This is a genomic window from Paenibacillus sp. AGC31 (assembly GCF_057334655.1).
Genome location: NZ_JBHFJH010000031.1, coordinates 1 through 22,901 on the forward strand (window position 1 = coordinate 1; position 22,901 = coordinate 22,901).

Sequence of the window (22,901 nt, forward strand, 5' to 3'; positions counted from 1 at the left end):
CCAGTGGCGCGGCCGTGGCCAGCAGCAGCGGCAGGCGGGCTCCGCGCCGCTGCAAAGCAAAGGCGGCGACCGCGGCGCAGCCGGTCGCCAGCCAAGCGCCGCGCGACTCGCTCAGCAGGAGCGCGGCTTGCGCAGGCATGAGCGGCAGCACTGCCGCGATGAGTCGCCCGGCCGGCACAGGCCGGGCTATGACTCGCGCGGCGGCTGTCAGCCGCTCCAGTGCGTACATGCCAACAACGGCACCGTACGCATTCGGGTACTGCAATAATCCGCCGAGCCTTGCTCCGGCGGAGCTGATCTCGGGGTCAGCAGTCCGCATCACCCCGAAGGGCAGTGGCAATATCCCGCACACGGCAAGGATGCCGCTTAGCACAAGCAAGCCGCCTGCCATCTGCCAACCGCAGGCTAACCAACGCGCACCATCCGTGCGCGCAGCCAGTAATGCGGTGAGCAGAGTAAATAGCGCAAGCAGGCTCCACCGTAGCATCTCATCCATGCTGCCCTGTTTACTCACAGAGCCTGCCCACGCATGTACCCCAAAACATGTCATCATCCCCAGCGGCCACAATACCCACCACATCCCCGGGATTCGAATCATTCGCCAAACCATTCGTTCATTGTTCCCTAGCCAATGTACCGGTGACAGAGGTACTTGTTTTCTTCCTTGCTCCTGCTCTTGCTCTTTCTCTAGACGAATACCGACAAGAAATAGCACAATCATGATCAATATGCTTCCTGCTGCGATCAAAAGGACAGGATACAGATCAGCCGAATAGTACAGTCCCCGACTCAGACATCCTGCAAGCAGCAAGACAATGGAGAGTATGCCTAACCCAACAGTCCACCCCGATCCTGAATAACGTTTACACCTCAAACTTTGAGAAAAACTCCCTGACGCATCGGTCTGGATAGCTCCACTTGAATTATTTTTATCATCCTTTTTATACGTATCATCTTTTTTATACATATGATCTTTGTTGTATGTATCTTCCCTATTATATGTACTGTCTCTACTGCCCCTACTGTCCCCATTACATAAGTCCCTGTTATCTACATATTCTGTATTCCTTACAACTCCCTTATCCATTGTCCTATTCTTCATCCTTATACACCCTCCTTCCTTCCACCGCTCCGTATGCATAACAAAAAGACAGAAGATCCCGATAACGGGTCCTTCTGCCTGATATACATCTGACAGTTATGGTGTGGCTTGCTACGAAGTATGTGCATTGAATATCATTTTACATTCAGAGACCCTAGTTGCAGTATGTCCCTGGATTGTCATTGGCACACTCAGCTAAGGTCGCAATTTGCGGAATCTTGAACGGTTTCTTTGCTCGATTTTGATTTCCCGCCGGCCTGCTTGCCATCGCCAGGAAGCAAATCGGCACAAGCCCGCTCCAAATATGGATCGGCATGAATGAAATCACGGAAAGCCGTATATTCATTCCACATCTCCGTCACTTCGCCGGCCTGACCGCGAACAGCACGAATCAATATGTTTTTAGGCGTATTCTCCATATCGATGAATTCAAGCAATTGTGTCTTGTATCCCATCAGATCAAGCAACTTGGCACGAATCCCATCCGTAGCCAGTGCGGAAAAACGTTCCTTGAGGATGCCATGGGACAACAATGGATTCATCACGGAGGCCTCTACTTGATCAAACAGTTCATGCTGACAGCAAGGAACAGACAGAATAACAGAAGCCCCCCAACGAACTGCCTTCTCCAAAGCAGCATCGGTGGCTGTATCACAGGCATGCAGCGTGACAACCATATCCACTTCGTTCAATTCATCGTAGTCCGCGATGTCTCCAACCAAAAACTTCAGATCGCCATAATGCAATCGATTAGCCAGATCATTACAGTGTTCAATGACATCTGCCTTCAAGTCCAACCCAATAATCTTGAGTGAACGACGTTGTTGTACAGACAGATAATGATATAACGCAAATGTCAGATAAGACTTGCCGCAACCAAAGTCAACGATGGTCAGTGGACGTCCTTCCGGCAGATGTGGAATGACATCCTGCACCATTTCGAGGAAACGGTTGATCTGTCTGAACTTGTCATACTTGCGGGCCAGCACACGACCTTCTTCGTTCATAATGCCAAGTTCAACGAGGAACGATACAGGTACGCCTTCTTCTAATACATATTGCTTCTTGCGATTATGCGACAGATCCACCGCAGTTTTGGAAGCAGATTTGGTCAGAATGGATACTTTATATTTTTTGCTGATCAAAATTTGATAGTCTGCCTCGGTCGTACAGAGCAGCCCTTGACGAAACGTCTCTTCGCATAACAAAGTCATGCGCTCAGCCGCTTCAGCCGGAGTCAAATTCTCGTGCAGCACTTTGTTGTTATAATGAAATGCAAATTGATAATGCAGCTGATTCTTCAGTGTCACCGGCTTGACTTGCACTTTGGTATACGAGACATTGTCCCGTCTGCGCAGCTGGCTCCAGGTCGCTGTAATCAGCGAATTCTGTTCAAAGATGTCTTGTATAAGCTTTCGCAATGAATCCACGGGGTACATCTCACTTTCGGTTTGGTTTGGTCAACCGTTACCATACCACAATTCCGTTCCCTCTCCAAGTAAAGGCATGTAACAGGCCTTGATCCTATCCATATTTAGGAGTTCATCTCTTGACGACTTAGTTCAGCTAACCCCTCTTCAACTTCGGTAAGCGGCAAACCACCGTGCTCCAGCTGTTCATCTGTGAGTTGGCTCAACCTTTCATAGAATGCCTGTACATCATCTCGGTAGCTCACCGGGAATTCATCACCAAGCTGGAGCAATCTGTACCAACTGTTCTCTGCTTGGTCGTAACGTCCTTGTTGTTCACGATAGAGGGCAAGCTGTCTTTCAGTCCGGGCAGGAAGTACATATTCTTTCGTGAGCCCCAATACACCCTCCACCCGTTCCGGTGCATTCAATAACTGGGGATTGGCGCCATGATTCAATGCATACAGGTAAAAATGAAGTGATCTCATCAATCGAATGACAGCCTCATCCTCTGCGTCCATTCTCTCCTGATCATCTATGCCTTCCACTTTGGCCTTCTCTTGATAAATGTAAGCCTCTTCTTCAATCAGCCTCGCGGCCTGCTGCAGATTGTCTACCTCAATCATTCCGCGAAAACGGAACATTTCAATAACATCCTCCGCTGGCAATGAATTCAGTAGAGATAAGTTCAACCCAAACTGCCTGCGCATCAGCTCATCCAACTCAGACAATGCCTCGGTATGCTTACGCTGCTGTTTGAGCGTGAACACTTTGCCAATTGCTTCAGTCATTTCCTCCATCATGCGGAGCAGATAATCTTTTCTGAACATGCTGTATGCCCCCTCATCCTTCGACCCTATACATCCAATCGTTCTCATATCGTTCCTTTATATTTATTCTAATTCATGCCATGACAAAAAGCCAAAAACAAGACACGCGTGTCTTTGCTCTGGCCATGAACACACTAAACCCCTGCCTATCCCAAAGGGACGTGGCAGGGGCTCGGTTGAAATGGAACTGGTTACTCCTCCTCCACAAGAGGTAGAATCATCCAGAAACCAAACTATATTCTAGGACGTGTCTCAAAACTCGCTGAAGTGCATCTTTTACCGCCTTTTCGCCCCATGCTACGTCACTTCCCCTTGACGTGCCCCGGCACGCCTGCGGAAAACTTCCTTGCTTGGAACGAAAAATTCAGTAAAATCTACTTCCTTCGGAGTTTTCAGACATGCCCTAATGATATCAACATAAATCACTTCATCAATTATTTTGATAATCCAGCCATAAATTGTTTAATGACCTGAATTAACTCTTCAGGAGCTTCATACATGCTCATATGACCCGCACCCGCAATCACGGCTTGTACGATATGTGGCTTGTCACTTGTAAATGTACGTTCTGGCGGGATAACAGCATCCTTCTCTCCTGCAACCAGCAATACAGGTAAAGGTGTAGCCGATAACACATCGCGGCGATCCGGGCGTTCCCGCATAGCAAGTGCAGCACCAACAGCACCTTGAGGAGCAGTCTGGTAACCGATTTCCTTCACACGTGTTACATGCTTAGATAGCGATTCCACATGTTTCGGTGCAAACAGTCCGGGAACCAGTCCATCTACAAAATTTACGATCCCTTCGGTCTGAATGGTGGATACAGCGCGCAGGCGTTTCTCCTTGGCTTCTTCACTGTCCGGATAGGCTGTCGAATGGATCAGACCAAATGCATTCAAACGCTCCGGGTGACGTTGTGCAATCGAGAGCGCAATGTATCCCCCCATCGAGTGTCCCAGAAGGACCGCTTTTTCCACATTCAACTCATCCATCAACTGTAATACATCGTTGCCCATCTGTTCGATGGTATAACTTCCTACAGGTGCATCTGTTTTTCCGTGTCCACGCAGATCAGGTACGATACAGCGATAGCTGCGTGCCAGTTCAGGTACGACCTCATCCCAATACGATGAACTGCCACAGTATCCGTGGAGCAAAATGAGTGCTTCTCCCTTACCTTGTTCGGCATAACAAATCGTCGTTCCATCACACATCACTTTTTCCATATAAATCCCTCTCTCTGCGCGAATGATATAATTCAGGTTGTATATTATTAAGCCTACATATCATGAATGAAACGTTTGTCTCCATTTCCATGCTTCAATTGCGGCGTCTGCAATCGTTCGGGACATCCCCATGACCAAGTGAAGCGAGGTCATCTGCAAAATGGAATAGGGCCTTGGTCCATTTGCATTAACCACAGCTGCTACACTGTATTGTCCAACAGGGGGTAGCTTGCCTCCGACCGATTGGGCGGGAATGAGTGGGTTATTCGAGAGATAGTATGTACCTACCGCATGCTTTGGACCCAGACATGCATCAATCGCTATGATGGCATGGTGTGCAGGAATAAGTGCCAATTTCTTTTCCAGCGTATCTGCATCACAAGGGGAAGTCAGCGTGCCAATCACGTTCTCCATTCCACTCTCTTGCAGTAAACTTCCTGTCAGTGGACCCAGAGCATCCCCGGTGGAACGATCCGTACCAATGCAGACAAACGTGATTTCAGCTGGAGAATGAAGTTGAATGATGTTTTTGAAAAATAAGACCAGATTCCCTGCAGGCACGCCTTTGCGGACTTCCCTTCCTTGATGGCGAACCATTTCTCGCTTATACGCTGCCAAGCTGTATTCCCTCCAGTACACTCAAGTTTCCATGAAACCCTGTTGTTGTATCCATCATTGTAACCGATGCTTGGTTTCCCTGCAAAAGCATTAGCCTGAGCGCTTCCAATCATGATACAATAACAAGAGTTTCCGATACGGAAGGGATGAACTTAACGATGGATTTAACACAAGCAACAGCAGTCAATATGGAATATATGATTGAAGCGATCAAAACCAAACTTCGTATGGCAAGCGGTGCCGCCATGCAAGCTTCTTCATTCCCACTTGAGAAATACGAAGATCTGTTTGACCTGTATGAAATGATTCTGAGCAAGGAACATCTCAGTATCTCTGAAGTGGAAGCTGTCGCTTCAGAACTGGGTAACCTTCGTAAATCTTAGCAAAGTGTTGCTTTTGATCATTTGCGACTTCTATGAAGTCCTTTCAAAACCAAGCCTAAAAAGGACCTGTTTCCACATCACCGTGGGAACAGGTCCTTTTTCACATATTCATATTTGAAGGCTATCTTCTACGGAATATATCTCATCCTTAGGGCAGGTCAACCAAAACAAATTCGGCAGGTTCACTGTCTGTGCTTGTGATTTGCAGATCACAGCTTTTGCGAATTCGTGCGGCATCCCCCGGCTTGAGGTTGAAGTTGCCATCTGAACAATGAATCTCTACATGTCCACTGATCAGAAAAAGATGTGTCCGTCGATCTTCGTGTTGCGGGTACATCAACTTTTTCCCGGACTCCAAATGGGACAGGTAACAGGTTACATCCTGAGAAATAGGCAATGCGCCTTCACTTCCCTCGCCCCCTTGCCCGGATACAATCGGACATAGACGATTCAAATGCTCCTGCGGCTCTATTCTCCGATTCGTATAGGAAGGTTTCAGCATACGCTCCGATGGCAAAAACCACATCTGGAGGAAACGTACCGGTTCATCCGCTGACGGATTGGTCTCGGAGTGTTCAACACCCGTACCCGCACTCATCACCTGGACCGTACCTGGTTCAAGCAATTGTTCTGTTCCCATACTATCCGTATGTTTGAGTGTACCTGATATGACATAACTGACAAGTTCAAGATCATGATGTGGATGTTTCTTAAAGCCTTCTTGCGGCATCAGCGTGTTTTCATTATGAGCCAACAGACAGCCAAAATGGGCGTTGCTTGGATCATCATAATCCGCAAAGGAAAAGCTGAATTCACTGTGTATCCAACCTCGATCCGACGTGTGCCTTTCTTCCGATGTCACCACTTTAATCATGTTCATCCACCTCCAAGGGTTTAGAGCTGCCACATTACCGCGGCAGTCCATGCGTGTATATGAATTGTATAGATGAATACCAGTTGGTATGCATCTTTACCCGGGGTCCGGCAACTCTAATCACGCCCCTTCTTAAGGTTATACGCTATCTTCAAGTGAGTGGAGAATGAACTCACTATCTGCATGACCTACAAGGGTACCCGCATCATTTCGGATGTCCGAAGGGAACACTTCAGCCAATCGTGCAATGGTTCTCTCATTGGAATAACCAATCTGTTTCAGGATGGATTGGGTAATGAACGCCCACTCTTCCTCGGAACCATCAAGCACCTTGAAGGTGATTCCCAGTCTTTCTTTTTTCAGACCAAATCCGAATACCCCCTTGAACCCACCCTTCGCTACAATGTTATCGTCTTCCAGCAGCACTGAATCTACACGCTCCGTGCCACCTACCATCAACGGATGTTCATTCATAGCTGATGTTATGGTCTCTACAGCTGTTCTTGTGGAAGGATCAGCAATAAGATCCGGACAAGCAAGCTTCAGATAAGCATTCGACAATGCCGACAACGGCAAAGAAAATACCGGAAAGCCGCAGCCATCCGTCCCAAGCTCAATCTCTTTTTCCTCAATACCTGCCAGGTCGGCAAAGGTTTCAAGAATTTCACGTTGTACCGGATGATCCGGTTCAGCGTAACTGCCCAGATCAACCTGCTTCATCTGACTGTACCCCAGAATTCCCAGATGTTTTCCGGAGCAGTTGTGCAAGATGCGCCGTTTCTCTCCTTGTGCACGTAACCATTGATTACGGCTTTCTTCATTAAGCGGATAGCTTGGTGCACAGATCAGGCATTCTTCTCCCAATCCGATCTTACCGGATAACTGCTCCAGCACCCGAATGTGTTCCGGTTCCGAACGATGCGAGGAGGACATAATGGCAATCTCCTGTGCTGATAGGCCATAGTGACTGGCAATTCCTGCCCGAATACCTGGAATGGCTTGAAAAGGTTTGGCAGATGAGCGAGTGAACGCTCTAAAATGAGGGTCACCAGCCGAGTATACGATTCGGCCATACTCATCCGTAATGCTTATGTGTCCGTAATGGGCGCATTCCATAACGCCTGCACGGTATTCTTTAATTAACAAGGCACTCTCCATGCGAGTTCTCTCCTTTGTGCTCCCGATTTCATCTCTGCTTTGCGTCACGACGCCGCATGGGATATCTTAAATAGTATAGTACAAAAGCGACGTTTTTACAGTTTTTTCGACAGGCATTTCGGGTATAGCTTTATCATCTATGTTCATCTACTACCATAACTGAAGGAGAAACTCATTATGCCCCGCAAAACGTATTCATCAGCCTCATTCAGTTCAACTTCCGGTACGTTATTACGTCCACTCCTCAACTGGGGTTTGGCTGGTCTGGCCCTCAGCGCATCGGTCGTATTCATTCTGGCAGGTCTGGGTGCCTGGTTGGGTGCTGATGTTATTATTCGTCTGGATGATCAAATTCAGCAATTATTTTATCTGAATTCAGATTCACGTCTTCATCTGTTCCCTTACACTGCATTCATAACCTCACTGGGCTCATTCAAAATCTCTGCTGTGGCTGCAGGAGGTTTTGCTCTTCTTTTCTTCATACAACGCAGTCCAAGGTTTGTTATATATGGATATGCGCTCACAGGGAGTTTTGCCATGATGTGGGTTCTGAACACGTTATTGAAGGAATTTTTCAGACGAAGCAGACCAGAACTGGATCATCTGCTGGTCGTTCACGGATACAGCTTTCCCAGCGGACATGCCATGATCTCCATGGGCTTCTACGGCATGCTCTTTGTAATCTGGGCCATTGAACGACAGCGACATAACTCTTCTAGTGTGTGGCTTCCTGTTCTATGTGGCATCAGTTTTATTTTCTTGATTGGTCTCAGCCGGATCATGTTGGGCGTTCATTATCCTACCGATGTATTTACTGGATTTACTGCTGGATTGGCATGGATCTTCTGCATGGTTAAAGGCATTAAACAAAGCCGCTAAAGAATGAATTCCTCTGATTTCCAGTTCATTCATCCTGATCTTTATTGTTTCACAGGGTTGCACGGGGTTTATATACGAAGTAAGCAAACGCGAACAGACAACATCCTACATCAAGTTTAAAGGAGGCGGTTGTTATGTGGGGCATCATTATCAGCATTGTGATGGCTGTCATCATCGGTTTGATCGGAGATGCACTTGCCGGTCACAACATGCCTGGAGGCATAATCGGTGCAATGATTGCCGGATTTGCCGGAGCCTGGCTGGGAGCACTTTTGCTTGGTAACTGGGGACCAGTTATCGGTAACTTTGCCATCATCCCTGCCATCATTGGTACAGCGCTCTTTGTTTTCTTGCTGGGGCTTGTGTCCAGACTGCTAAGACAGGCTGCCTGATTCGGGCAACAAGGTGTTCGTTGTTTCGTATTTGTTTCTTAAATTGAAGAAGGAGTGATTAGACATGAATAAAGCAGAAGAGCAATATCCTGTACAGACGGGTTCAACTTTCGCAAAAGGTATTTTCATCGGGGGTTTGCTGGGAGCTGCAGCAGCACTACTCTTTGCGCCTAAACCGGGACGTGAATTGCGTGGTGACCTTTCCGAGAAAGTGGGCATCGTTACTGACCGCACCAAAGAAGTGGCAACTGTTGTAAGTGACAAAGCAACTGAACTGGCTAAAACGGTCTCTTCCAAAACTTCCGACATTGCAAAAACGGTAAATCAAGGCCGCAATGATGTAATGGACTCTGTGAGAAAAGCGTCCGCTGATGTGGCTAACGAAGCATCCCGTGCATCTGATGAAGTGGCTGCCGCCTCCGTTGAAGCGAAGGAAGATGCACGTAAAGAACTTAACTCGACCAGCCTGTAAGGCGATACAGATCGAGAGACCAATAGCCAGCTGCACTTCAGCTGGCTATTTTTTATCCAATGCGAGTTGAGGAGGACGAATAATATGAGTAAAGTTACAATCAATGGTAATACTCCAATTGCGGGAGGAACACCGACACAGCAGTATGATACAAGCGAGCATCCTTTTGAATTGCGTCATGAGGTAAAACGATTGAACACCCGTCTCGACCAGATTGCGGACAGTCTGGAGAGAGCACAGATCAAGGATATTATTGAGAATTACAGCAGTCCCAAGAAGCGGATCATTACTAACTTTACAGCAGGAATGGCAAGAGGACTCGGCCTAACTGTAGGTACCTTTGTTGTTCTGGGTTTGCTGGCGTTCATTCTCAGTCAATTCGTCAATATGCCGATTGTTGGACAATATATTGCTGATTTACTTGGTTACATTGAAGATTACAAAAACTAAGAGGACTAGCCAATAGGCTACCCCCTACGCGTTTCAGTTGCTCCTTTTTTCTCGATCTCTTCAGCTGAAGGCTGTGAAGACTTCACTTTGAGCAGGTCTCCTGTCCATCCTTTCATCATCAGCCATACATACATGCTGATCATGCTTAAGATAATAACGACAAGGACCAGTACAACTCCCCATGATTTGTCGATAAAGGGCAGGTTCTCAAAGTTCATCCCCCATATCGCGCCAGCTGCCGTGGCAGGTATGAACACAGCGGTAACTATGGTTAGCGTCTTCATAATCTCATTCCCACGAACTCCTGAGATCGCATTATCAATGGAAATTAACGTATCGATCTCTTTCTCGTAATGATTGAACAGACGCTCCATACGTTCCACACGATATTGAAGCTGTAGAAAGAAGCGATTGTCTTTCATCTCACTCAGGTAGGCTTCATGGGCAGCGGCCATGAGTTCCGAGTACGGGATAAACAGATTGCTCCAGTATAACAATTCAAATCGGGCAGCGAGAATCTGGTCCATCAAGGTACGTGCATTACGAGACTCCATCTTCCGTTCCAGATCACGCAGGTTCACCTCAAAGTGATCCATACCCACATGATAGTAATGCAGTATTGCTCGAAAAAGTACGAACATGCCATCCCTCGCCACTGTACATTGTTGCAACATATTTGCACGTTCATCTGTCTTCATAATACCTCTTGTATTTTCATCCATATTCAAGGTAACCAGGTTGGTGCGATCGACATAAAAGAACATCTGATTATCTTTTCTTTTGTCATCTCTCTCATTCTTAATCGCGTACAACAAGGAGCCAAATATGACGGGCTCAGTACCATTCACGAAACGGACGGATAGATAATTCGATTCCACTTCCGGAATTTTATCGAGCCAATACTGCATATCGGGAAATGACTCTGCCAGCTCCTCCAAGGCATTTTTCATGCTATCCGTATCAGGTGCAACCCAATCCCACCATTGCCAATGGTCTGAGCAAGATAACTTGTCGCGACGGGCTTCCAGCTTGATTTGGTTCACAATCACAATATCCACTCCTGCACATATGTTTATTGCATACAACCTTTTTAATCCCAAAAAGGACACGTATGTATTCCAATGGAATTACGTGTCCTTCTCTATGCCGTACTCAAAAACATTTGGGTTCCATTTTTCATAACATTGAAGCATTAGACATGATCTGTTTCAATTTCTCTGTAGCTCGCTTCTGAATCCGAGATACACTCATCTGTGAAACACCAAGCTTCTGGGCAATTGCCCGCTGAGATTGGCCATCCTGGAATGCTAGAATAAGTACCTGCTGCTCTTGTTCCTTCAATTGTCCCAATGCCTGTTGCAAGTCCATCCGTTTTTCGACCGAATCATAGTCATTAACATCTGCACTGATCAGTTCTCCCAATGTTGCTGCACTGTCATCCTGAGATAAAGGAGAATCCAGTGATACATAATGGTAACATTCCCGACCAGCCAGAACTTCAATCGTCTCTTCTGCAGTCAAATCAAGGTATTCAGCAATTTCGTTCACACCGGGTGAGCGCTCCAACTTGACGGTTAACTCATCAATGGCATGTTGCACAAGGGCTCCCTTTTCCTTAATCCTCCGGGGCACCTGAATATACCAGGATTTGTCACGCAAGTAGTTCTTCATATGACCGATCATACTCTTCATGGCATAAGGTTCAAACGGAATACCTAGGTTGATATCGTATTGCTTAAGCAATCGAATCAAGGCCATCTGCCCGGTCTGATACAAATCTTCGTATAGATCGGGGCGATTCCGAGCGATTTTACCTGCTGCCATCTTAACCATTGGTTCATATTTACGGATGAGAACTGTTGCAATTTCATTATCTTGGGTCTGCTGGTATTCCCAGATCAAACCTATAGCTTCAGACATGGACTCTGGGGGAGTCACTTTTTCATTCATACTTTCTCCTCACTTCTTGCAAGACGTTTTACGAGTACTACTTTCGTACCTTTGCCCGTCTCACTTTCCACACTGACATCGTCCATCAAGGCTTGCATCAGGTAGAACCCAAGTCCGCCAATCTGTGCTTCTGTCAGTTCTTTGTCGTGAAGACCAGCACGTGACACAGCAGGATTCATGTTCTCGAAGCTGGCACCTTCGTCCTTGACAGTAATGGACAATGTTTCGCCTTCCACTTCGAATACAACTTCAACCATGCCACCTTCGTGTGAGTAGGCATACAGTACAGAGTTATTACAGGCCTCGGATACAGCAACTTTCATATCCTCAATGTCTTCATAAGAAAATCCCATTTTGGATGCTACTCCATAAAGATTAAGTCTTACAATATCAACGTAATCAGCTGTCGCCGGTAAATTAAGGGTGACTCTTTGAACTTCTGCATTCATTCCTTTTTCGATCCTTTCCTATTGGGAATTCTTCTGTGTGACAAAGAATTTGGCGATGCCCGTCATGTCAAAAAGTTTCTGAATCTGCGCAGGAACTTCCTGTACTTCAAAGCGAGCTTCCATTCCATGTCTTGCCTTCAAAACAGATAACAGGATACCAATCCCTGTACTATCGATATACTTCAATTCTTTCATGTTAATCACAAGATCCTGTTCCTTGTTATCCACGAGCGGCTCCATCACCAAGCGGAAGTCAGGAGCAACCGACAAATCCAGTTCGCCAGTCAGATACACCGTGCACACGCCGTCCTGAGTTTCAGTTCTTGCATTGAATTTTTCATTTTTATTTGTATTCATTAGACATCTCTCTCCTGATCAATGGTTTCCTTACCTAATAACCCAACTTCAGCACAAGTGAAACAGAAAGGAGTTTGGAAAATGTTTCAATTGGCCTGATTCATGGCTGAGGGACCTGGGTCTAACATTTGTCGTTGTTTCTGAAACTGGGCTATTTTTTGTTTTACATTGCCCATTTTTACCGGTTTACTAATATAATCATCCATGCCGGCAGCAATACAGCGTTGCTGAATACCTTCCATCACGTTAGCAGTCATCGCTATAATGATTGGCTGATTAGACTGGGACAGGCTCTCTCGAATCCGTCGTGTACATTCCAAACCGTCCATAACAGGCATCTGCAGATCCATAAACACATAGTCATAGGGATAACGGCTGCCGTTTACCATATCGAGTGCGCTCTGCCCATCTTCAGCAATGTCTGAGAGCAACCCAAGCTTACCGAGCATAATCGCCATCAACTTCTGGTTAATAGGATGATCATCCACGATTAATACCGTAGGATATTTATTCTCATTTTTCACATCCGTTGGTTTCTCTTCCCCGTTCCTCTGGACCAGTTCAGTTTCTACATAACGTTTCGCCTGAATTGTGAATACAAACGTTGCTCCCCGTTGCTCTGTTGTATCCAGGTAGATCTGTCCACCCATCATTTCAACCAGAGTCTTGCATATTGCCAGTCCTAAGCCAGTTCCACCGTATTTACGTGTCATGGATGTATCCAACTGGGAAAACGGCTGGAACAGGCGATCCACTTTGTCTGAAGCGATACCTATCCCAGTGTCTTTAACGGCAAACTCCAATGCCATTTGTCCATCCTTTTCTTCCTTAACTGACACGATCAGATACACTCCACCCTGATCGGTAAATTTGATCGCATTTGCAATAAGATTCAAGAGAACCTGACGGAGCCTTGCCATATCTCCATAGATTAATTCAGGGACAGAATCTTCCAGGAAATAATCCAGTTCCAGGTTCTTTTTGCCTGCTTCTGCAGCAAACAATCCCAGCACTTCCCGAATACAGGAGACAATTTCAAAAGGATGCTCTTCAAGTTCCATTTTGCCGGATTCCATCTTAGTAAAATCAAGAATGTCGTTGATGACCGTGACAAGTGCATCTGCGCTGCGACGAACGATATCTGCATATTCCTTCTGGTCTTCCCTCAGTTCCGTTTCCATCAGCAGATCAACCATGCCGATAACTCCGTTCATCGGTGTACGAATCTCATGACTCATCATTGCCAGGAACTCGGTCTTTGCATTGGCTGCAATTTCCGCTTCTTCCTTGGCCTGAATGAGTTGTTGGTTCATCTTCTCCAGTTCCTGTGTCTTCTGGTGAAGAAGCATGGTCTGTGTCTTCAAACGTTTATTGGTGATAAACATCTCTACAAAGCCCTCGATTTTGGATTTCAAAATCTGAGGAATAAATGGTTTAACCATGTAATCAATGGCCCCGGCTGAATATCCGGCAAACAAGTGCTCCGCTTCTCTGCTATTGGCAGAGATGAATATAATCGGCACATCCTTGGACTTGTCCCGTGCCTTAATTAACTTTGCTGTCTCAATTCCGTCCATTCCAGGCATCTGCACATCGAGAACGATAACCGCAAATTCGTCTTTTAGCAGACAGCGGAGTGCCTCTTCTCCGGAAGTTGCCTTAACGAGTTTATATTGTTCCGATTCCAGAACTGCTTCAAGAGCAAGCAAGTTCTCAGGGCGGTCATCTACCAATAATATGTGGATTGGTTCATTGAGCCCCATGGCTAACCCTAACCCCCTATTTGATCTTCCGGTATATTTTTTCGGTCCGGTCTAACGGCTCATAGGTATCACTGAACTCTGTAAAATGTATCGATTCTTTCGACCCCAGAACCAGAATACCAAAGTGGCTCAAGCTCTCATGAAACAGCCCATGCACATGGTTCCGCAGTTCATCATTAAAATAAATCATGACATTACGGCAAAAGATAACATTAAACTCGTTAAATGACCGATCCGTTGCCAGGTTGTGCTCGGCGAAAATGATGTTCTTCCGTAGAAAGGGATGAAATATCACCGAATTGTATTTCGCTGTATAGTACTCGGAGAAGGCTCTGGTACCCCCTGCCTCCAAATAATTTGTAGTAAATAGTTTCATTTTTTCAATACCGTATACGCCTTCTTTGGCCTGTTGCAAAGAGCGATCATTCATATCCGTTGCGTAGATTCTCGCCTTGTCATACAGTCCTTCCTCATGCAACATGATGGCCATGGAATAAACTTCCTCTCCCGTAGAGCATCCCGCATGCCATATTCGGATATACGGATAGGTTCTCAGGATAGGAATAATCTGCTCCCGAAACATTCGGAAAAGCGAAGGATCTCGAAACATTTCCGTTACAGGGATGGATAAGTTCTGTACAAAACGGTCAAACGCGGAACGGTCATGAAGAACACGTTCCTGTAAGCCGGATATGCTCTTAACACCTTCAGCATGTGCATGATGCCAGATTCTTCGTTTCAGGGATGGCAGTGCATAGTTTCTAAAATCATATCCATATAAACGGTGCATGCCTTCCAGCAGCAACTCAATCTCGATCAGCTCGCGCTCTTCATCTTGCGGCATACGGACCAAATCTGCCCCCGTCTCGGTAGGTTCCCACGGTGTCATAAGTTCTCTCCACTTCTTCATTTGTTACTTGCGTATTCGTTGTATTGTCTTTCATTACCCAAACAATGAACATACGAATAATGAACTTACGAATACAGCCAAACGCGCATTAAGGATAACAATTGATCTGTCTGGATCGGTTTTTTCACATAATCAGATGCTCCGGCCTCAATACATTTGCCGCGATCCTCTTTCATGGCTTTGGCCGTAAGCGCAATAATCGGCAACTTTTCAAACTGCGGGATCTGTCTGATTCGTGTCATCGCTTCATAACCGTCCATCTCTGGCATCATCATATCCATCAGTACCAGATCAAATTCCGGATTTTTGTCCAAAATCTCCAAAGCCTCTCGTCCGTTCTCAGCAAACGTCACATCCATCCGATAGCCTTCAAGAACACTTGAAAGGGCAAATACGTTACGAATATCGTCATCTACAAGCAATATTTTCTTGCCTTCAAACAACGTTTCCTTGTTGTGTAGTTTCTGCAAGATTCGACGCTTGTCTTCCGGCAAATTGGCTTCTACCCGATGCAGGAACAATGTAGTTTCATCCAGCAAACGTTCCGGTGACTTCACATCTTTGATAATGATGGATTCCGCATATTTGCGCAGCTTCATTTCTTCCTTGGAATCCAGTTCTTTGCCTGTATAAATTATAATCGGCAGATCGTTCAGATATTCATCATCGCGAATCTGGTCAAGCAACTCAAACCCGGTCATATCCGTTAACATCAGATCAAGTACCATACAGTCATAACGCTGGCTGTGTAATTCATTCAAAGCCTCACTACCTGTCGATACAGCGGTGATTGCAACATCATCATGACCAATCAATTCAATAATGGCTTTACGCTGAATTTCATCATCTTCGACGATCAACAGTCGTTTCAATTGATTCTCGGTATATGATTTGATATGCGAGAATGCTTTATCCAGTGAATCCTTGCTCGAAGGTTTTTTCAGATACGCAATGGCGCCCATCATCAGACCTTGCTTCATATCATCAATGACTGAAATCACATGAACCGGAATGTGGCGTGTTGCCGAACTGCTCTTCAGCTCGCCCAGAATGGTCCAACCATCCATCACCGGCAATTGAATATCCAGGATAATGGCATCCGGCAGATATTGACGTGCCATTTCAAGTCCTTTATCACCTTGAAGGGCAACAAGTGCTTTGAAGCCTCTTCCTCTCGCCATATCCATCAAAATATGTGCAAAGTTCACATCATCCTCAATGATGAGGAGGATTTTGTCACTCTCCATGATATTCTCCCGATCATCTTCGATCTGTGTGACATCTGGAGTATGGGTAGGAGACAGATCTGTACCCACGCTACGCTCCGGATCAGGAGAGAGAATGGACTGATGACTTGAAAACATGGTCCGTGCTTCGATGGACTGTTCATAAAGATCCTCTGAGGAAACAGCCGCTTCTCTTGAAGCACCTTCCTCTGCCAAGGCTTCCTCTTCATGATTATCCGGCAGGTACAAGGTAAAGCAGCTACCTTCCCCTTCGGATGATTCCACCTGTATTGCGCCACCAAGCAAACGTGCCAGTTCCCTGCTAATGGACAATCCCAGGCCAGTTCCACCGTATTTCCGACTTGTGGTCCCGTCTACTTGCTGGAACGCTTCAAAGATCAGATCCGTCTTGTCCGATGGAATGCCAATGCCCGTATCTTTCACACTGAATCCGAGATATTCCTGATTGGTGTTCATATAACCCGGCAGCTCTTCCGGTTTCATCCGTCGTCCAATCAGACTAACCGAACCTCGATTGGTAAACTTAAATGCGTTCGACAACAAATTCCGTAAAATCTGTTTCACGCGATGACTGTCGGTGTACACCCATTCCGGTAGATCGCTGTCGAAATCGATATTCAAGTTCAGTTCCTTTTTATTCGCCATCGGTCCAAAGTTCTGCTGAACAAAGCTGGTCAGCTCTTCCATTCGAACTGTCTCATAATTGATATCCATCTTGCCTGCATCCACCTTGGACAGATCCAGAATCTCATCAATCATCTTCAGCAGATCCGCGCCCGACATGTAGATGGTTTGCGCATATTCCTGCTGTTTGTCAGTCAGATTTCCACCCTTGTTCTCCGACAATAACTGGGACAAAATGAGCAGACTGTTCAATGGTGTACGGAGTTCATGTGACATATTCGCTAAAAATTCGGACTTGTACTTGCTTGTCATCGACAGCTGTGTAGCTTGCTGTTCCAACTGTGTCTTCGTTTTCTCAATTTCGTCATTCTTCTCTTCAACTTCACGTACCTGCTCTTCAAGCGCCCGCGTCTTGGCAATGAGTTCCGTATTGAAATGCTCCAGTTCTTCCTGCTGACGCTGCAGCAATTCCTCGGAACGTTTAAGTGCCTCTGTCTGCTCCTCCAGATTCTCATTGGAACGACGAAGTTCTTCTTGCTGTGTCTGCAATTCTTCCGATTGAACCTGCAGTTCCTCAGTCAGTGCCTGGGATTCACGCAGCAGCTCCTCCACACGCAAACGACGTCGAACGTTGTTCAAAATTACGCCCAGGTTCATAATCAGTTGTGTGAACAACTGCTTGTGAAGTTCATTGAAACCTTCAAAGGAAGCCACTTCAACTACACCAATCAGTTCATCCTCAAACACGACAGGATAGATCATGATACCCGCAGCACGTGTTGAGCCTGAAGCTGAACCAATATGCACGTAATCTTCAGGCGTATTTTCCAGAATAATCGGTGTCATATCCAGCGCGGCTTGACCAATCAGGCCTTCACCGATGCGATACATTTCTTTACCAACATCTTCGTTCTCTTCAAATGCGTATGCACCGTAACGTCTCAATTCGTCGGGATGTTTCTCCTCATCGATCAGATAGACGACACCCAACTGAGCGCCAAGCACAGGTGTGAACTCACTGATAAACATCTGTGAAATTTGGCGAATGGAGCCAATCCCCCGAAGCAGCTCCGGGACTCTTGCGATGTTTGAACTCATCCAGTTTTGATCCTGCTGAGCCTGTACATAAGCCTTCTCGATTTCCAGTTTTTCTTCCAGATCATTGGATACATCTTTGAACACACTGGCAATCTGACCAATTTCATCCTTGGATTTGACCTGAATGCGCCGAATGGTTCGGTAACGCCCTTTACCAAAGCTGGTAATCATCATAGATACAGTGTTCAGACCCCGTGTAATACTCGGCAGCACCCACATAATGACACCCAATGCAAGCAACAACCCTGCAATCATGATACTTATCGTGATCTGTACAGCTCTCGTATACGCTGCATTAGCGTTCTTGATCTCGGCATCAATCTCTTGGTCCTGATAACGGGACAGAGCATTCAAACTATCCACAGCTTCTTTTTGCACCGCAAGTCCTGTTGAATTGCGGTAGTTATTCGCATCTTCTACCCTGCTTTGGGACATCAGGTTGATCTGTCTCGTTGCATAGGAGGTATAAGCCGTCCACGCAGTATTCACACGATCCACCAGTTGATGTTCAGGTGCACTGTCTGCTCGGTCTCTTACTTCAACGAGGTTGCGATCGCCTCGATCCTTCATCTCCTTCAGGTCAGCGTCTGCTGCTGCAGTCGAGTTGTTTGGATTCAATAACAAGTTAGCCAGCACTTTAGCGATGTCATTAACCTCTCCGCGTGCAGCAGAAGTGAATCTTACTTTGAGATAACGTTCCTGATACATCTGATCTATCTGTTGATTACTGCTGTTCAGCCGTTCATAACTCACAAACGTGAGCACGATCAAAATGGCCATCAGAGCGGTAAAACCAATCAGCAGTTTATTCCTGATCTTCATTCATCCCCCGCCCCTTTATCCAAAGTAATCCAGACCAGACATTTATCATCATCCCGCTCCTGGGGAATTTCGTCATCAAAAAACATGGCCTGCATGGCAGCTTCATTCCACTGATGTGACCCGGTCAGTTTTTCAATCAGGAATTCATGTTGTTCTTCCTGCCCGCCCTGAACAGCTTCCAATAATCCATCCGTATAGAGTGCAATATGCCCGTCACCCTCGTAATGGATCGTTTGTGGTTCAATATCCATTTTGTCAAATAAACCAACAGGACAGCAGACACTGTCAAATGTGGTGACACTGCCGTCGTTTCGGAAAAATAAAGCAGGTGGATGCCCTGCATTAACATAATCAATGCGCTTCATCCGTGTATCAACGACCAGATAAATGGCCGTGAAATAATACTGCACCAATTGTTTTTCCAGATGGAGCTGGTTAAAACGACGGTTCAACTCCTGAATGACCTTCTCTGGATCCACATAAGTGGTAACCGTATCTTTCAACACAGAAGCGATAAACATGGTAAACAGGGATGAAGATATCCCGTGTCCCATCATGTCGAGCAGCAGTACTCCGTAACGGCCTTCCCCAAGGGGGTACCAAGAATACAGATCACCCGCAAGCTCAAAGGATGGTTTATAGATGGCATGCACTTGGAACAGCGGGTCCCTAATTGCCGGACTTAAAACAGCATTTTGGACCATCGCTGCCAACTTGAGCTCATCCTGAATACGTTGATCACGCTCTTTATGCCAATCCTTCTCCTGTTTCAGACGAAGTGCGAGTCGAATTCTGGCCATCAGTTCGACTTTATTAATCGGTTTGGTCACATAGTCAGATGCACCTGCATCCAATGCTTCGGCAAGTTTCTTGGAGTCCCCGATGGCAGTCACCATAATAATCGGTATATCCTTCAGATTCTCAAATTTCTGCACAATACTGCAGGCTTCGATGCCGTCCATCTCGGGCATCATCATATCTAGCAAAATCAGGTCAATATCCGACGGTTTTGGACGAAGTTCGTTGCTTTCCTCCCCAATTCCCAACACTTCAAACATTTCCATGGCGGAACTCGCCGTTGCAATGTCACGATAGTTTTCTTTTTTCAGAATTTCTCGAATGATAATGACATTCGTCGGATTGTCGTCAACAATAAGTATTCTCATTGATATCTCCTTATCTGTGGCGTCCGGGTTTGTCGATTCTTATTAAGTTAAAACGAACGTTGATTATACAAATTTTGCATACAAAACGGCAGTAGACATAATAATTCCTAGTATAACTATAATCGTAAAAACAAAAAACTTCTATTAATACGTGTTCAAAAAGACCTGTTTTCAGTACCGAGAAGATGGGATAAAGCTAGAAATGGAGTAGCGGAGCGTAGGGAAAACTACGTGAGCAACGGACATTTCGGCTGAATTCCATATTCGATGCTGATGATGCCGATAGGCATCCTTCGTAATCAAAAGCGGACTTTATGAACATCCTTTATCAGTAAATGGCACCATCGCAGGGGAAAACCCCCGCTCGTTACCCTGTTTTTGCAGCGTCCTGATCCCGCTTCCAAACTTGCAAAAACATAGATAAGGAATGGGGAAAGCCCCATTCCTTATCTATGTTTTTGATTAAGCATTTTACATAAATGATTCAGAAGCTTGTCCATGTTCAGCAAACTTCAACTTGCAAGTATATCGGGTTAATCTTTCTTTTTAGCAATAACGAGTACTTTACCTTTGTCGAGTTCACTCTCATAGAAGTCCGCTTCGGCTTCGGTAAAGCCCATCGAAACAATTTTGGCCCGGAGTTCATCACCACGTGAGCGGAACAGATTCGCCAAGGAATCAAATACTCCTTCTTCCTTAATGCCAATTTCTTTGGCATCTGCTGTATCGGCAATTCGATCTGTACGATCCTTCTCATGGGCGAGAACAAAGATTTGATCAGGAAGGTATCCGGTAATCTGCAATTCTTTCACCGCTTCTACCGCCTGGACTCCGTTTTCTACCACTTTTGCATAAGCTTGCTCATTGGTTGAATTCATCGTTTCCACTCTCCTCTGATTTAATCTTCTGTATCGCGCTACTTAGTATATAACCATACTATATGGGGTTGAAACGATTCGGTAATAACCAATCCTAGGAAACTGTATCATCAAAAAGATCAATGCCTTCAATCTGCTGAGATCCTGACTTCATATATACTTTCAGAGCCTGGTCTCCACGGAGAAACACTTCTCCGTCCTCTGCCACATAATAAGGTTTCCCAAGAGCATGATGGAACGCTTCAATATTCATCTCAATTCTCTTTCCGTTTAACATGATGTGATTCTCAGATGCATCGATATGCACATATTGAATGACATCCGTATCTTCACACAAGCCAACCTTCACATCATGAAAGTGATATTCAGGACACCCCAGATAAGGATCTTCCTGTTTATGCCCCGGTTGGCCCTTCTTGGCCAACAAATCATCCATAGTGTCATCCAAAGAAATACCATTCAGAGTCCGAAAATGCTGGAAAGTCTCGGATCGATTAACAGCCAGAGTTACCTCTGACGCCTTCTCTTCCATTGCCGTCCATTGCATATCGTGAGCAGCGGGTACCGCTGCCGGTTGAACGGAAAAGGGAGAAATTACGCTAAACATCACAAGCAGTAGTTTCATCATGATTCTCACCCTTTCATCAGGTTCATCACCGCTCTGAAGGCTTCTTCATGGGTTACAAAGCGGTCATGTTACTTGCGCATCCGTTGCCATACATTCGCTGCAAGATCAATATACTTCATCCAGTTTTTCCCGCCCTTAGCTTCACCATTATATGTAGCTTCATAGGATTGCAGGGTACGATCCGTTGATGTAGCAGGCGGTGCAGTTACATGAACCGATTCAGCATGCTTGGTCTGTTCAGCGTTGTTACGTTTGGTCTGAAATTTCGCCATCAGCGTTGTGGAGACTTGTTTGGCTGCTGCCGTCACTTCATTCAACACTTCACCCAGATTCTCAACAGATTCCATAACAGGATCAATTTTTTTCATTTTGTGCTGTACATCCACCGTAATATCATTGGCATGTCTTACCGTCTGCTTCACTTCATAACTAAGTTCATCAATGGTTTTCTGTACCTCCTGCAATGTCTGTGAGACATTGTCCAGAGAACCCTGAGCGGATTTCAAGGTACGAATTAAAAAGAATACCAGTACTGCAAATGCCACTGCAATCAGGGCCACGCTAATTTGATAGATCATAGAAGAACCTCTCTTTCCATATGTGCATCAGTTTGTTATTGCTATAGTTACCCGGCGATTTCCCGGACGAAACAATATTATATATCCCTTCATATATGCCTTCGCTTGGAAAAAAAACCAATGTTTCAAGCGGTTAGCACTCGGTTAAAGTTAGACTACACAAGGCGGTGAGGTGAACACAACTCACTGCACAATCAAGTAACGAAAGGATGAATACTTATGTTGAAATGGTCTGTATTATTTCTAATTATTGCACTGGTAGCAGGTATTTTTGGATTCTTCGGTATTGTTGAAGCAGCTGCTTCAATCGCGAAAGTACTCTTCTTCATCTTTGTTGTACTGTTCGTAATCTCCCTGATTACGGGACGCAGCCGAATGCGATAACCTCAGGTTCTGATATGACTGAGTGTTACTAAACGAATACATACAAAAGCCGATCGTGCTACCAAGCCGATTGGCTTTTGTGCGTTCAGGCATAGGTCAACTTTTCTATACTATGTATTGCACTCCCTTCTGCTTTATTCCAATCCGCTCTCGTATGAATCACAAAAAATCAGGACCTTTTTGAGATAGCCAACCCGGTTTTATCCCACCGAAGTATGATATTTACAGGCTTGCTATATACCCACATATGAGCC

23 protein-coding genes and 1 pseudogene are annotated in these 22,901 nt (G+C 45.7%); 6 read left to right on the forward strand and 18 right to left on the reverse strand.

The annotated features are described in order from the left end of the window. The 5 genes and pseudogenes from ACE04G_RS18595 to yyaC all read right to left on the reverse strand — a co-directional run. Positions 1-1,102 (reverse strand): annotated as a pseudogene (locus tag ACE04G_RS18595) (hypothetical protein); the annotation flags it as partial. Between the two features lie 191 nt (positions 1,103-1,293). Continuing rightward, positions 1,294-2,541 (reverse strand): class I SAM-dependent methyltransferase, encoded by a 1,248-nt coding sequence (locus ACE04G_RS18600; RefSeq protein ID WP_221820819.1) that lies wholly within the window; start codon positions 2,539-2,541, stop codon positions 1,294-1,296. A gap of 95 nt (positions 2,542-2,636) precedes the next feature. Beyond that, entirely contained in the window at positions 2,637-3,341 is a 705-nt protein-coding gene (locus ACE04G_RS18605) for a DUF6483 family protein (protein ID WP_221820816.1), read from the reverse strand. Between the two features lie 434 nt (positions 3,342-3,775). Then, positions 3,776-4,567 carry an alpha/beta fold hydrolase gene (locus ACE04G_RS18610; RefSeq protein WP_221820814.1) on the reverse strand — a complete coding sequence of 264 codons (792 nt, stop codon included), beginning with the start codon at positions 4,565-4,567 and terminating at the stop codon, positions 3,776-3,778. Positions 4,568-4,627: 60 nt separating this feature from the next. Next, on the reverse strand, positions 4,628-5,185 hold the full coding sequence (gene yyaC / locus ACE04G_RS18615; RefSeq protein WP_221820812.1) for a spore protease YyaC: 558 nt from the start codon (positions 5,183-5,185) through the stop codon (positions 4,628-4,630). 158 nt (positions 5,186-5,343) lie between these two features. Here yyaC and ACE04G_RS18620 point away from each other — a divergent pair, with 158 nt between their 5' ends. Further along, the gene (locus tag ACE04G_RS18620; RefSeq protein WP_449003969.1) at positions 5,344-5,568 is read left to right on the forward strand and encodes a DUF1128 domain-containing protein; all 225 of its coding nucleotides are present in this window, start codon (positions 5,344-5,346) and stop codon (positions 5,566-5,568) included. A gap of 148 nt (positions 5,569-5,716) precedes the next feature. Here the strand turns inward: ACE04G_RS18620 and ACE04G_RS18625 are convergent, their stop codons facing one another. After that, positions 5,717-6,442, reverse strand: a complete 726-nt coding sequence (locus tag ACE04G_RS18625) for a pirin family protein (protein WP_036607001.1) — start codon at positions 6,440-6,442, stop codon at positions 5,717-5,719. 138 nt (positions 6,443-6,580) lie between these two features. After that, complete coding sequence (locus tag ACE04G_RS18630; protein ID WP_076212644.1) at positions 6,581-7,600, reverse strand: asparaginase; 1,020 nt, start codon at positions 7,598-7,600, stop codon at positions 6,581-6,583. Between the two features lie 177 nt (positions 7,601-7,777). Between ACE04G_RS18630 and ACE04G_RS18635 the strand changes: the two genes are divergently transcribed. The 4 genes from ACE04G_RS18635 to ACE04G_RS18650 all read left to right on the forward strand — a co-directional run bounded on the left by ACE04G_RS18635 (position 7,778) and on the right by ACE04G_RS18650 (position 9,793). After that, the gene (locus ACE04G_RS18635; RefSeq protein WP_221820809.1) at positions 7,778-8,479 is read left to right on the forward strand and encodes a phosphatase PAP2 family protein; all 702 of its coding nucleotides are present in this window, start codon (positions 7,778-7,780) and stop codon (positions 8,477-8,479) included. 134 nt (positions 8,480-8,613) lie between these two features. Continuing rightward, complete coding sequence (locus tag ACE04G_RS18640; RefSeq protein ID WP_017692278.1) at positions 8,614-8,871, forward strand: GlsB/YeaQ/YmgE family stress response membrane protein; 258 nt, start codon at positions 8,614-8,616, stop codon at positions 8,869-8,871. A 64-nt stretch (positions 8,872-8,935) separates the two neighbouring features. Then, positions 8,936-9,343, forward strand: a complete 408-nt coding sequence (locus ACE04G_RS18645) for a YtxH domain-containing protein (RefSeq protein WP_076212649.1) — start codon at positions 8,936-8,938, stop codon at positions 9,341-9,343. 84 nt (positions 9,344-9,427) lie between these two features. Further along, positions 9,428-9,793: a DUF5665 domain-containing protein gene (locus ACE04G_RS18650; protein ID WP_221820807.1), complete on the forward strand. Its 366-nt coding sequence runs from the start codon at positions 9,428-9,430 to the stop codon at positions 9,791-9,793. Positions 9,794-9,810: 17 nt separating this feature from the next. Here ACE04G_RS18650 and ACE04G_RS18655 read toward each other — a convergent pair whose 3' ends face one another. The 11 genes from ACE04G_RS18655 to ACE04G_RS18705 form a co-directional block, all read right to left on the reverse strand. After that, positions 9,811-10,839, reverse strand: coding sequence for a magnesium transporter CorA family protein (locus ACE04G_RS18655; RefSeq protein ID WP_397376255.1), 1,029 nt, complete (start codon positions 10,837-10,839; stop codon positions 9,811-9,813). 130 nt (positions 10,840-10,969) lie between these two features. After that, the gene (locus ACE04G_RS18660; RefSeq protein ID WP_047841571.1) at positions 10,970-11,743 is read right to left on the reverse strand and encodes a sigma-70 family RNA polymerase sigma factor; all 774 of its coding nucleotides are present in this window, start codon (positions 11,741-11,743) and stop codon (positions 10,970-10,972) included. Continuing rightward, complete coding sequence (gene rsbW / locus ACE04G_RS18665) at positions 11,740-12,192, reverse strand: anti-sigma B factor RsbW (protein ID WP_076212654.1); 453 nt, start codon at positions 12,190-12,192, stop codon at positions 11,740-11,742. The genes ACE04G_RS18660 and rsbW overlap by 4 nt, the downstream gene beginning before the upstream one ends. An 18-nt stretch (positions 12,193-12,210) precedes the next feature. Further along, positions 12,211-12,549 carry an STAS domain-containing protein gene (locus tag ACE04G_RS18670; protein WP_036606989.1) on the reverse strand — a complete coding sequence of 113 codons (339 nt, stop codon included), beginning with the start codon at positions 12,547-12,549 and terminating at the stop codon, positions 12,211-12,213. Positions 12,550-12,635: 86 nt separating this feature from the next. After that, positions 12,636-14,312, reverse strand: coding sequence for a response regulator (locus ACE04G_RS18675; RefSeq protein ID WP_237178245.1), 1,677 nt, complete (start codon positions 14,310-14,312; stop codon positions 12,636-12,638). Between the two features lie 16 nt (positions 14,313-14,328). Further along, on the reverse strand, positions 14,329-15,201 hold the full coding sequence (locus ACE04G_RS18680; RefSeq protein ID WP_074096446.1) for a CheR family methyltransferase: 873 nt from the start codon (positions 15,199-15,201) through the stop codon (positions 14,329-14,331). Between the two features lie 86 nt (positions 15,202-15,287). Next, on the reverse strand, positions 15,288-19,013 hold the full coding sequence (locus tag ACE04G_RS18685; RefSeq protein WP_221820802.1) for a response regulator: 3,726 nt from the start codon (positions 19,011-19,013) through the stop codon (positions 15,288-15,290). Then, positions 19,010-20,179, reverse strand: a complete 1,170-nt coding sequence (locus ACE04G_RS18690; RefSeq protein ID WP_221820800.1) for a PP2C family protein-serine/threonine phosphatase — start codon at positions 20,177-20,179, stop codon at positions 19,010-19,012. Before ACE04G_RS18690 ends, ACE04G_RS18685 begins: the two co-directional genes overlap by 4 nt. Positions 20,180-20,712: 533 nt before the next feature. Continuing rightward, entirely contained in the window at positions 20,713-21,057 is a 345-nt protein-coding gene (locus tag ACE04G_RS18695) for a YflT domain-containing protein (protein ID WP_076212661.1), read from the reverse strand. Between the two features lie 94 nt (positions 21,058-21,151). Further along, a complete protein-coding gene (locus ACE04G_RS18700; protein WP_221820798.1) occupies positions 21,152-21,685 on the reverse strand; it encodes a hypothetical protein in 534 nt (177 codons plus the stop codon). 68 nt (positions 21,686-21,753) lie between these two features. Beyond that, positions 21,754-22,263: a DUF948 domain-containing protein gene (locus tag ACE04G_RS18705; RefSeq protein WP_076212664.1), complete on the reverse strand. Its 510-nt coding sequence runs from the start codon at positions 22,261-22,263 to the stop codon at positions 21,754-21,756. 219 nt (positions 22,264-22,482) lie between these two features. Between ACE04G_RS18705 and ACE04G_RS18710 the strand changes: the two genes are divergently transcribed. Then, positions 22,483-22,647 (forward strand): DUF1328 domain-containing protein, encoded by a 165-nt coding sequence (locus ACE04G_RS18710; protein WP_017692264.1) that lies wholly within the window; start codon positions 22,483-22,485, stop codon positions 22,645-22,647. Positions 22,648-22,901 lie beyond the last annotated feature (254 nt).